This window comes from Paenibacillus sp. WC2504 (assembly GCF_052682475.1).
Map to the genome: position 1 here is coordinate 2,635,724 of NZ_JBQZFH010000001.1, position 12,929 is coordinate 2,648,652.

The 12,929-nt window shown below is 48.3% G+C and carries 8 protein-coding genes; 7 read left to right on the forward strand and 1 reads right to left on the reverse strand.

The window, feature by feature from the left end; genetic code table 11:
* Positions 1-2 precede the first annotated feature (2 nt).
* The 6 genes from ACUN27_RS11505 (at position 3) to ACUN27_RS11530 (ending at position 10,681) form a co-directional block, all read left to right on the forward strand.
* Positions 3-1,481: an ABC transporter substrate-binding protein gene (locus ACUN27_RS11505; protein ID WP_445558933.1), complete on the forward strand. Its 1,479-nt coding sequence runs from the start codon at positions 3-5 to the stop codon at positions 1,479-1,481.
* Positions 1,482-1,553: 72 nt separating this feature from the next.
* Positions 1,554-2,492, forward strand: a complete 939-nt coding sequence (locus ACUN27_RS11510) for an ABC transporter permease (RefSeq protein WP_127450471.1) — start codon at positions 1,554-1,556, stop codon at positions 2,490-2,492.
* A gap of 30 nt (positions 2,493-2,522) precedes the next feature.
* Positions 2,523-3,440 (forward strand): carbohydrate ABC transporter permease, encoded by a 918-nt coding sequence (locus tag ACUN27_RS11515; RefSeq protein WP_315952731.1) that lies wholly within the window; start codon positions 2,523-2,525, stop codon positions 3,438-3,440.
* Between the two features lie 54 nt (positions 3,441-3,494).
* A complete protein-coding gene (locus ACUN27_RS11520; RefSeq protein WP_315952730.1) occupies positions 3,495-4,814 on the forward strand; it encodes a glycoside hydrolase family 125 protein in 1,320 nt (439 codons plus the stop codon).
* Entirely contained in the window at positions 4,811-7,945 is a 3,135-nt protein-coding gene (locus ACUN27_RS11525; protein WP_445558934.1) for a beta-galactosidase, read from the forward strand. The genes ACUN27_RS11520 and ACUN27_RS11525 overlap by 4 nt, the downstream gene beginning before the upstream one ends.
* A 3-nt stretch (positions 7,946-7,948) precedes the next feature.
* A complete protein-coding gene (locus tag ACUN27_RS11530; protein WP_445558935.1) occupies positions 7,949-10,681 on the forward strand; it encodes an alpha-mannosidase in 2,733 nt (910 codons plus the stop codon).
* Positions 10,682-11,024: 343 nt separating this feature from the next.
* On the opposite strand, the gene ACUN27_RS11535 is transcribed toward ACUN27_RS11530, so the two are convergent.
* Positions 11,025-11,369: an ArsR/SmtB family transcription factor gene (locus ACUN27_RS11535; RefSeq protein ID WP_315952727.1), complete on the reverse strand. Its 345-nt coding sequence runs from the start codon at positions 11,367-11,369 to the stop codon at positions 11,025-11,027.
* 118 nt (positions 11,370-11,487) lie between these two features.
* Between ACUN27_RS11535 and ACUN27_RS11540 the strand changes: the two genes are divergently transcribed.
* A complete protein-coding gene (locus ACUN27_RS11540) occupies positions 11,488-12,855 on the forward strand; it encodes an MFS transporter (protein WP_315952726.1) in 1,368 nt (455 codons plus the stop codon).
* Positions 12,856-12,929 lie beyond the last annotated feature (74 nt).

Genomic DNA, 12,929 nt, shown 5'->3' on the forward strand with positions numbered 1-12,929 from the left:
AGATGAGCAAGATCAAAAAACGATGGACTGCGACAATTGGACTAACACTTGCAGCTTCAATGGTACTTAGTGCATGTGGAAGCAAAGATGCTAGCGATACGAATGGGGCGGGAACGCCAGATAAACCGGTAGAGTTGATTTGGTACACGATCGGAACGCCGCAAAAAGACGTTGACCGCGTGATGACGGAAGTTAGTAAATACACGGCTCAGAAAATTGGCGTAACGGTGAAAATGAACATGATCGATTGGGGCGACTATCCGCAAAAGATGCAGGTCATGACCGCTTCCGGTACACCTATGGACATTATGTTCACGTCTTCATGGGCATTTGACTATGTGCAAAACGCGCGTAAAGGCGCTTTCATACCTATTGATGAACTTCTGCAAAAAAATGGACAAGGCATTGTCAAAGCGTTGGACCCTGCATTCTTGAACGGATCTAAAGTAGATGGCCACAACTACGGTGTTCCAGCCAATAAAGAGCTTCCGGCACAAGACGTATGGCGTTTTAACAAAAACCTGCTTGATAAATACAACTTGAAAATCGATAACGTAAAATCAATCGAAAGCTTGGAGCCATTGCTGAAAACGATTAAAGAAAAAGAGCCGAATGTTTATGGTTTAGCTGTGGATAAAACTTTCATGCCATATGTTCCGTATGACTATGTCATTGAAAAAATGCCGATGGCTGTGAAAATCGACAACCCGGATTACAAAGTCGTCAACATTTTGGATACACCGGAAATGAAGCAAGCGCTTCAAGCCATGAACAAATACTACAAAGCGGGATACATCCCGACAGAAGCGGCAACGCTTAGCTCTTTGAACGATGTTCAAGTGACAGGCAAATGGTTCGCGGACAAAGCGACCAACCAACCTTTCGCAGATAACCTATGGTCGGCGAGCTATGGTTATCCTGTTGTTTCTACGCAAGCAAGCCCTGCTTTGATTTACAACTGGTCCGTGATGGGTTCCATGCAAGCGATCTCAGCAAATTCCAAATATCCTGAGAAAGCGATGGAGTTCCTGAACTTGCTGAACACAGATCCGGTTCTACGCAATATGGTTGACTCCGGTATCGAGGGCGTTCACTACAAAAAGCTCGATAACGATAAAATGGAAAACCTGCCGGATTCCAAAAACTACGATATGCCGACTTTCTCTCTTGGAAATGTTCTACTGACGTACAAAGATGCAAAAGATCCTGAGAACAAGTGGGAAGAGTTTAAAAAGTTTAATGACACCGGCGTACCTGCACCGCTTCTTGGTTTCAACTTCGATCCTTCGAAAGTAACAGCTGAAATCGCTGCGGTTCAGAACGTGAAAGAAGAATTCTGGGCGACATTGATGACAGGTACCGTAGATCCTGATAAATTCATTCCTCAAGCTAACGAGAAGTTCAAAGCGGCTGGTCTGGATAAAATCATCGCAGAAGCACAAAGTCAGATCGATGCTTGGAAAGCGGCAAACAAAAAATAAGCTCGAATTCGGATTAGGCGAATGTCACACATTCGCCTGATCTTTTTAATCGCAAACGTGAGGGGTGGTTTTATGAATAGAATAGGAGCATTTCTAAAAGATGTTAAACAAAGCAAAGTGCTGCTGCTCATGGCATTGCCAGCGACGCTTTGGTTCCTGTTCTTCTCTTATTTACCGATGGCTGGCATGGTGATTGCGTTCAAACAATATCGCTATAGCCGAGACGGTTTTTGGGCAAGTATTATGGAAAGCAAATGGGTCGGATTGCAAAATTTCAAGTTTCTATTCAGTACGAATGATGCCTATATCATTACGCGAAATACGCTGCTGTACAATATCGTATTTATTGTTGCTGGGCTGGTGCTTTCCGTGGCGTTAGCCATTGTCTTATCGGAAATTGCCAACAAGAAGCTGGCGAAACTGTACCAAACCGGAATGTTTCTGCCTTACTTTTTATCCTGGGTCATTGTAGGTTACTTCGTATTTAGTTTTCTTAGCTTTGATAAAGGGATGCTTAATCATATTCTTTCGGCATTCGGAGTCGATCCGATCCGGTGGTATAACGATAAAACGTACTGGCCTCTTATTATTATTTTCGTCTATCTATGGAAATCCGTAGGTTATAGCAGTGTTGTTTATTTGGCCGCTATTATGGGGATTGATAAATCCCTTTATGAAGCTGCGATGATTGACGGTGCTAGCAAATGGCAGCAAATTAAGCACATCACGTTCCCGATGCTGAAGCCTCTGATGACCATTCTGACGCTGCTCGCGATCGGTCGTATTTTCTATGCAGATTTCGGATTATTTTTGCAAGTGCCAAGAGATTCAGGAACGCTATATTCGGTAACGAATGTTATCGACACGTATGTTTATCGCGGACTCAAATCTACCGGTGAAATCGGGATGAGTACGGCTGCAGGTCTCTATCAATCTGTTATTGGCTTTATTCTCGTTATGACATCCAACTATATTGTTCGAAAATTTGATAAAGATAATGCATTGTTCTAAGGGAATTGCAGGGAAAGGAGGAACTTCACAATGATAGCAAAACCGATGAAAAGTCGTGATTTTCATAAATTACCGCCAGTGCTTAATGTCCTGTTTAACCTCGTTGCAGGGATCTTTGCTTTGGCATGTGTGTTTCCATTTCTATTTGTAACGATTATTTCATTCACAGATGAGAAGACGTTAAGCGCGAACGGGTATCGACTCTTTCCAGAGAAGTGGAGTCTGGAAGCCTATCGCTATTTGTTCAAAGCGGGCGATCAATTGCTCATGTCTTACGGGGTCACGATTCTAGTAACGGTTGTCGGCACGATTGTAAGCTTGATATTGACAGCTACTTTTGCTTATGCGATTTCAAGAAAAAGCTTTAAATTCCGGAATTTTTTCGGTTTCTTCGCCTTTTTTACGATGTTGTTCAATGGCGGTCTCGTGCCGACCTATATCGTTGTTACGCAATTAATGGGGCTTAAGGATTCCTTGTGGGCTCTTGTATTACCGCTTGCCGGTAATGCGTTCTACATGATGATTATGCGGACTTTCTTCAGCACGTCGGTGCCTGATGCGATAATTGAGTCCGGGAAAATCGACGGCGCGGGTGAATTTGGTATTTTCGTCAAATTGGTGCTGCCGCTTTCGCTTCCGGGACTGGCAACGATCGGCTTGTTCAGTACGCTAGGTTACTGGAACGATTGGTTCAATGCGCTGCTCTATATCGATTCGCCTAATCTCGTACCGCTGCAATCCATGCTGATGCGGATCGAGAACAGTATGCAGTTCTTGCTGCAAAATACGAGCAATCCATCCATTGGCGTGGGCTTACTGCAGTCACTCCCGCAGGATACGTCGCGAATGGCGATGGTTGTGCTTGCAACGGGACCGATTATCTTCGCTTATCCGTTTTTCCAACGGTACTTTATTCAAGGTTTGACCATTGGCGCAGTGAAAGAGTAAGACAGACGAATTCATACAATCATTGTTAATCATAATTATTTTGGAGGACTTACCATGGAACAATTCAGACTGCCGAAAATTCCCATGCCGAAGCTGGAAATGCCAAAGGCGATTCAAGAGATATTAGCGGAAGCCGAAGAGAAGTTGGCGCACCGTCCGAAGCTTTTGCAATTATTTAAAAATTGTTTCCCAAACACGCTGGAGACGACAACGAAATTGATGGAGGACGGCACGACATTCGTCATTACGGGGGATATCCCGGCATCCTGGCTGCGTGATTCGGTTGAACAGGTGATGCACTATGTGCCGTTTGCCAAAAACGATCCGGATCTTGGGCGAATTCTTAGCGGGTTAATTAAAAGGCATGTGCAATATATTCATATTGACCCTTATGCGAACGCTTTTAACGAATCGGCAAACGATTGGCATTGGAACAAAGCGGATCAGACGGACATGTCGCCATGGGTGTGGGAACGGAAATTTGAACTGGATTCCTTGTGTTTCTCGATGCGTCTGGCTTACGCCTATTGGAAGGAGACCGAACTAACGGATATCTTCGATGCCGGCTTTAAAGCGGCAATGTTCAAAATCTATGAGCTTTTCAAGACGGAACAGCATCACTTCGAGCAATCTCCTTATCGGTTCACTCGCAATAACGGAATTCCGACGGATTCGCTGCGCAACAACGGACTGGGGATGCCGGTGAATTATACCGGTATGGTTTGGTCGGGTTTCCGTTCCAGCGATGATGCTTGCGATTTCCATTACAACATTCCTGCGAATATGTTCGCGGTTGTAGCCCTGCGCCATATGCAAGAATTCGCGGAATGGGTGTTCCGGGATATGGATTTCTTGCATGATCTGAAAGCGCTGGAAGCGGATATCGATCACGGGATTAAGCTTTACGGCATTTATCGCCATCCGGAGTTTGGACCAATCTATGCGTACGAGACCGATGGTTTCGGCAATTACTGTTTGATGGATGACGCAGGAACGCCAGGCCTTATGTCGATTCCTTATCTGGGATATGTCTCTGCTGACGATCCGATCTATCAGAACACAAGACGATTTGCGCTGAGCAAAGAAAATCCGTTCTATTTTGAAGGGAAAGTGGCGAAGGGGATCGGCAGTCCGCATACACCGGACAATTATATTTGGCATATGGCTTTGTCCATGCAAGGAATTACGGCCTCAACAGCCGAAGAGAAATTAGCGATGATCGCCATGCTCGAAGCGACGGATGCGGACACCGGATTTATGCATGAAGGCTTTCATGTGGATGATCCAACCATTTTTACGCGCAAATGGTTCGCTTGGTCAAACAGTCTGTTCTCCCAGCTCGTGTATAAAGCGATGAAGGAAGGCTTGCTATGAGTCCGAGCCATCCTGTCGTCATTTTCTATGATCCGGCTTTCCCGATCAGCGCTTCACTTGAAGTTCCTGCGGCTGAGTTGAAAGCGCAAGGTGGAATCCTTGCAGACGCCGACTCGCTTGCGGAAATGCTTCGGCAAACGGAGGGAGGGTGCTTCGTCAACCTGCATGCTCCCTATTTTCCTAAATCCGCATGGCAGGAAATTCTAGCTTTCTTGAAACGCGGCGGCGGATTGCTAAGCGTCGGAGGCGCAGCCTTCAAGCGGCCGGTTCGCTGGCAGGCTGACGGCTGGCAGGTGGAAGCGGAACAAACCGCGTACCACCAGCAGCTATTCATCCATGAGATGCTCCGCGTCGAGTCGAGCCCGATTCTTAGCTATGCGGCTTTAGACACCATACCGCTGCTGAAGGGACAAGAATCGTTGTTTGCGATTGCCGACACATGGAACATGGTGCCGCATACGACGCGCAACAGTGATTTGCCCCATCAAATGGGTGCGGCTGGAACGATGAGCACGCAGATTTATCCTCTCATGAAGGGCGTCAGTAACGAAGGCCGAGAGGTTGCTGCACCTGTCGTTCTATGGGAAAACACCCGCGGCGAATTTGTGGGTTCGCGTTGGCTGTTTGTCAATGTCCCGCTCAGCGCAGGGTTCTGGCAAGAAGGCGGAGCAAAGGCCTTGCTCGCGTGGGCGGCATTTTGCGCCAAAGGGGTTACGGAGCTGTGGATCAAGCCGAATTATGCCAGTTACGAGACTGGCGAGCATGCGGTGCTGACGATTCAAACACAATGGATGGGAAGGAACTTGGCGGAAGTCAAAACCCCTTCTCGAAAATGGAAGTTTGATCTGACTTTGGAGCGCGAAGATGGCGCTGGGGCCAGTTGGACGCATCAAGTAACAGCAGCCGTGAACAAAGAATTTAATCTTGTGCGTATTCCAGTACCTATAGACATTGAGCGCGGCTTGTATCGTGTAACGTGTGTTGCTCAGGCTGAAGATGGGGAGATTCGGGTGCTGCGCCAGGGCTTTTGGGGTCACGATTCGGAACTGCTCGCTGAAGGCAGTCCAATCACGTGCGATCGCGATTATTTCATCAAAGATGGACGCCCACTGCCAATTGTCGGCATGACGTATATGACTTCCGATGTCGCTCGGAAATTTCTGTTTCTGCCGAACGCGGACGTTTGGGACCGGGATATGGCCCAGATGGCGAAAGCGGGCATTAACTGGATTCGTACGGGCATTTGGACGGCGTACCGCAATGTGATGCAGGTGGATGGCCATGCTTCCGAAGAAGTGCTGAGAGCTATCGACGCCTTTTTCTTAACGGCTAAAAAGCACAATTTGCAAGTAACGTTCACCTTCTTCTCCTTTACACCGGAGACTTGGGAAGGCGTGAATCCGTTCTTGGATCCGCAAAGCGTAGAGGCGCAGAAGCGGTTTATCCGCTCCATTGTGTCACGCCACCGTGAGTCTACCCATGTGGACTGGGACTTGATCAATGAGCCGTCCATGTTCGATCCGGCGCAGATTTTTGCGAATGGCCCTCGCTCCAGCCGGGACACTTTCGAGCAGGCCGCTTTCACAGCTTGGCTGAAGCAGCGCCACGAAAGTATTGCGCTCCTTCAAGAGCGGTGGAATATGTCGCCGGAACAGCTTCCAACCTTTGAAGCGGCTATCATTCCAGAGGCAGATGAAATCAACTTTGACGTGCAGGATATGCACCGGGCCAAAAAGGGAACTCGTTGGCTCGATTACTGCCTGTTCTCGATGGATATGCATAATCGTTGGGCGAAGGAACTCTACGACACAATCAAGGAAATTTGTCCGAATCACCTTGTCGTGGTCGGGCAAGACGAGGCGCTTGGCGCGCAGCGGCCTTCGCCTTTCTTTTATCAGGAAGCCGTCGACTATACGACTGTTCATTCGTGGTGGCTGAACGACAACCTCGTTTGGGACGGTATTTTTGCCAAAACACACAATAAACCTAACGTTATTCAAGAAACAGGCATCATGTACGTAGAGACGCCTGATGGACGCGCCAAACGCTCGGAGAACGAACTGCGGAGCATGCTGGAACGCAAATATGCCTACGCATTCGCTACTGGCGGCGCTGGCGCTATTCACTGGATTTGGAATACAAACTTCTATATGGATAATGCGAATGAATCGCATATTGGCGCGCTTCGCGCAGACGGAACGGAGAAGCCGGAAGCCGATGTTTCCTATGATTTCGGACGATTTATGGCTGAAATTAGAGACTTATTCGAGGATCGGGCGCTGGAAGACATCGCAGCGATTTTCCCTTATTCGAACGATTTCTCGAATCGGAAGCTGGCCTTCGATGCTACGACACGAATGATCCGTGTGCTAACGTATCAGATGAACATGCCGGTGCGAGCGGCTTCGGAGTATCATCTGGACGTGCTTATGGACCAACCGCCGAAGCTGATTGTGCTTCCGAGCGCTCATAATATCGACGAGCAGGCTTGGGAGAAGCTGCTGGAGATTGTTAAGACGACGGGGGCGACACTGCTTGCAACGGGCCCGCTAAGTCTTGACGCCTACTGGAAGCAGACGCCACGCTTAACCGATGTGCTGGGCGAAGCGGAGCTTCAGAATGTGCGCCGGGAAGAAATGCTCTTGCTGTGTGGCGAGAAGCTGCCGGTATCCTTCGGCCAGCGACGCATTGCCGAGGTGGTTAAGGAAGTGCGCACGGGTTCATCCGTTGGAGAGGGCAGCCGGGGCGACGCGGTCGCTGAGATTCCGCTTGGACGCGGCAAGCTGATTTGGAGTCCGCTGCCCGTTGAACTGAACGAACGGACGGAACCAATGCTTGCGTTATATCGCTACGCGATTGAAGCAGCAGGCTGCGACAGCGGCTTGCAGTGGAAGCAAGGCGGCGATATCGCTGGCGTGTACGGAAGGAAGCTGCGTTACAAGGAAGGTTTCCTGTACGTATTTGTTTCCGAATATGCTTGGGATGCGAACATTGAAGTGAAAGATACGGATAGCGGAGCAACCTATACCTTTACGTTGGAGAAAGAGCGCTCTTTGCTCTTTGCAGCTAATGTGAAGGGTGAAATCTTACCTGTCTACCGACCGGATGAAGTTCAAATTGAGAGGAGCTAAGCCATGAGCGCCAAACGAACAGCTCATATCATTTCCCATACACACTGGGATCGGGAATGGTATTTACCTTATGAGAAGCATCATGTACGTCTTGTGAAATTGGTGGACACTTTGCTGGATAAATTAGATAACGATCCGAATTATCGCAGTTTTTACTTGGATGGCCAAACCATTATTCTCGAGGATTATTTGCAAGTCCGACCTGATCAAAAAGGGAAATTGGAAAAATATATCCAAGATGGCCGAATCATCATCGGTCCTTGGTACATTCTGCAGGATGCTTTCCTGACTAGCGGTGAAGCGAATGTACGCAATATGCAGATTGGGCATCAAGATGCGAGCAAATATGGCTCCGTAGCCAAAATCGGCTATTTCCCGGATACGTTCGGGCTTGTTGGCCAAACGCCGCAGTTGATGCAGCAATCCGGCATTACGAACGCCTTTTTTGGCCGTGGGGTCAAGCCTACTGGTTTTAACAATACGGTCTCTGATAGTGATTATGAATCCTCTTTCTCTGAACTGATGTGGGAAGGGCCGGATGGTTCCAAAGTCCTCGGCATTCTTTTTGCGAACTGGTACTCGAACGGTAACGAAGTCCCTGTGGATCTCGAAGAAGCTAAGGCATATTGGGAGAGGAAACTGTCGGATGCCGAGAAATACGCTTCGACGAGCGAACTGCTGTTCATGAATGGCTGCGATCATCAGCCGATTCAGCTTGATCTGCCTGAGGCGATTGAAACGGCACGGGAACTGCATCCGGACACGGTATTTATCCATTCGAATTTCAATGACTACTTGCAGTCTGTTCAGCGTTCATTGAAGCATGAGCTTTCTACAGTAAAAGGCGAGCTTCGCAGCCAACGCACGGACGGTTGGTCCACACTGGTGAACACGGCTTCGGCGCGTGTTTATTTGAAGCAGATGAACCAGCTGGGTCAAGCGATGTTGGAGAAAGTCGCGGAACCACTGGCTGCATTCGCACATACGCTTGGCGTCGGGGAGAAATACCCGCACCATCTGTTCACTTATGCTTGGAAAACACTCATGCAGAACCATCCGCATGACAGTATTTGTGGATGCAGCGTGGATGAAGTGCACCGTGAAATGGTCACTCGTTTCGAGAAGAGTCGTCACGTGGCGGAAGCGATTGTGGAGGAGAAATCCCGCGCGCTTGCTGACGCGGTTGATACTTCGAGCTTCGAGGGAGCAGGCAAGGACGCCCTGCCGGTTGTCGTTTTTAACACTTCGGGTTGGGAACGTACCGGCGTTGTCAGTATTGAGCTTGATGCGCTTAGCCTGTACTTCCGTGACGGTTATAAGCTTGAAGAGGCAAGCCGTCTTGCTAAGGAAGCGGATCTCACGGGGCGTGTGCTCGTGGATGAGCAGGGAACGGAGCTTTCCTGCACCGTGGAAGATCTAGGTTTGCAGTTCGGCTACGATTTGCCGGATGATAAATTCCGCCAGCCGTATATGAGCCGCAAGGTGAAGCTAACTTTTGAAGCGGAGAAAGTGCCTGCTTTAGGTTGGAAGACGTATGCTTGGGTGAAAAAGGAGTCGACGGTCTCTCAGCAGGCTTCCTTGATCACGGCAGACCGTGTAATGGAAAATGCAGCGCTGAAAATCGCCATTGCGGATGACGGATCGTTCAGCCTGTTGGACAAGAAGAGTGGCCGTACGTACCGCGATTTGGGTGTATATGAGAACACCGGGGATATCGGGAACGAATATATGTACAAACAGCCGGACGGCGAAACGCCGCGTACGACCAAGGGCATTGCCGCGCAGATTCGCGTGCTGCAAGATACGGCTTATCAAGCTGCGATCGAAATCATCCATGAATGGGTGATCCCTGCATCGGCTGATGACAAGCTGGATGAAGAGCAGCGCGATTTGATCTACTTCCCGCATCGCAAAGCTCAGCGTTCCACACGGATGGTGCCTATGACCATTCGTACGGTTGTTTCTTTGAGCCGTGGCGGCAAAGGGGTTGAGATTGATGCGACATTTAACAATCAAGCGAAAGATCACCGTCTGCGGATGCTTTTCCCTACGGATTTGGACACGAGTGTTCACCAGGTGGACTCCATGTTTGAAATCCCACAGCGCAGCAACAAGCCGGCAGCGGAATGGGAGAATCCAAGCAATACCCAGCACCAACAGGCTTTTGTTGATGTCAGTGAAGCGGGAGCAGGACTTGTTGTTGCTAACCTCGGTTTGAACGAATATGAGGTCATGCAGGACGGACGCAATACAATTGCTGTGACCTTGCTTCGTGCCGTTGGCGAGCTTGGCGATTGGGGCTTGTTCCCTACACCGGAAGCGCAATGTTTAGGTGAGCATACGGTTCGTATGGAGATCATTCCGTACAGTGATCAAGCTATTCAGTCCGCCGCGTATGCGGAGGCTTACCAATTCCAAATCCCTTGGACGTTAAGTCAGACGGGGGTTCACGCTGGCAGCATTGCGCCAACGTATGCACCATTCGAGTGGGAAGGCGGAGATTTGGCATTTTCTTCGCTGAAAATGAATGAAGGCACGGGCGATCTGCTGCTGCGTTGGTACAACATGCGGTCTCATGCGGCTGAACTGAAGCTTCATTCGAATACGCCGTATTACTACTTCTACAAGAGTACGATCTTGGAAGAGCACGGTGAGCGTATGGATACAGATGCATCAGGCCGTTTGACTCTGCCGGTTGGCCGTTGTGAAATTGTAACGATTGGGGTTTCCCGTTGAATCATGAAAAAGAGCTGAGCGCCTTATGCGCTTAGCTCTTTTTTTATGGCGATAAAGTTGCAGCGCGAAGAACTGAGGGCGCTTTCATACATGCAGAGGACTGTTCATGACGACAGCGCTCAACAGAATAACAGGAAATTCTACCGTTAAACCCGCGCCACGTCGGTCCGGTGAATGAAATAGCGGTAGAAATGCCATCTAAATCGCTTCAGAGTGCGGGATTCCTAGAAATTGATCGTATTAGCGGTAGTAACTCCAGTTAACTTCGCAAAAGTGTATCAAATGCCGAAAATAGCAGCAGAAATCGGCGTTATTTACAGGTAGTCGTCCTCCTGTTGACCTGTCATCCTAGCTCAGTTGATAAAAGCCGCTTTTTCTCATCGGAAGCGTCATAAGCAGCTAGAATAGAGGAAAGCAAGCCAGGGAAACGTAGCTCTAAATCCTCTGTTCTTAAGGAAATAAGCCGTTGAGTGCCTTGGACGCGAATATTCACAATGCCGGCTTCTCTTAACGTTCGAGCATGATGAGACATGGTTGATTTTACAACAGGTACTTGGAAATCGCCGCAAGCTCGTTCGTTCAAAGTGCTGAGTTCAGAGACGACATGCAAGCGGATAGGATCGCTCAGAGCATATAAGACGGTGGACAAATGAATGTCTGCAATATCTGGATGATGTAAATGTTTCATTCTAGAGCCCCCTCATTTATTTCGGGTTAACGATTGTATTATAGCATAACTCATGTTATTATTCTATTGTTCGATAATTATCGAATTATTAAATTGGATGAGGAGGCGAATAAACGCCATGCAAAAAGATACAAATAAAGCACAAGAGAGTGGCATCAAAAAAGAAGGAGTCGTTCTCTTTCTGCTCGGATTAACGATTGTACTCGTCATCATGAACACGATGATGTTTAACTTAGCATTGCCCGATGTGGCCAAAGCGTTCCAACTCACAGCCGCATCCACGTCATGGATCGTAACGGGATATTCCATTGTATTCGCGATCTCATCCATTACGTATAGTCGACTTGCAGATTTCGTTCCAATAAGAAGGCTTTTCGTTATCGGAATCCTGTCGTTAAGTATTGGAGCCATCATGGGATTATTCAGCAACAGCTTCGCTGTTCTGCTAATTGTCCGCATTCTGCAAGCCTCCGGAGCGGGTTCAATTCCAGCACTGGCGTTAGTCCTATTGTCCCGTTACATTCCATTGGAACGCAGAGGTAAAGCGATGGCGTTGATCATGTCTTCCGTCGCATTTGGACTTGGCTTCGGCCCTGTTGTCGGTGGTTTTATCGTTGAGTTTTTAGGCTGGCATCTGCTGTTTGTCGTAACGGCTATCACTTTGGTGCTAGTTCCTCTGTATATGAAGCTCATTCCAAAAGAAGAACCACGCAAAGGTTCCTTCGATGCGCTAGGCGCACTATTCATCGGCGTAGGTACGACTGGACTTCTTTTATTCCTAACGAACCATTCTCTCATTGCACTGCTTGCCGGGCTTGTCTCGATCGTTCTCTTTATTGTGCGCATCCGGTCAGCAAAAGATCCTTTCGTACTTCCGTCATTATTTGCGAACCGATCGTTTCTTATTTTAGGCGCTGTGGGCGTGGCCGCGTATTTGTGCAGCTTCGCAACCTTGTTCCTCATGCCGCAGATTCTCGTTAAACAGTATCACCTAAGTGCGATTCAAGCGGGTTTGGTGATTTTCCCAGGATCAGCTCTCGCGATGATCATTTCCCGTCAAGTTGGCCGTATTATTGACTTACGCGGCAACAGCTCGATCATTCGTTATACGCCACTGCTTCTACTGGCATCTGTGATTCTTTTTGCCTTATTCGAGGGCATATCTTTCTTTTCAATCATGTTCATCTATATGTTAATGAGCGTAAGTTATACGATCTTAACGAGCAGTATATCCAATGAAATGTCGAGACTGCTTCTTCCATCACAGATTGCGTCCGGCCTTGGATTATTTCAGCTGCTACAATTTTTCAGCGGAGCGTTCGGGGTTGCAGCAACGGCAAGTGCCCTTGTTTGGCAGAAAGATCTCCCGCTCGCGCATGCTTACAGCAATATTTACTGGGGACTTACGCTGATTGTCATTCTAGCCATCGTGTGTGCGATTGCGTACCTTCGGTCTACTTGGAGAAAAGCACAGCCTGCGGCTTAACATGTTTGGAACGAATAAGGTTGGTCCATTTGTCTTTTAAGGCGAATGACCAACCTTTTCCTATTTTCTAATCC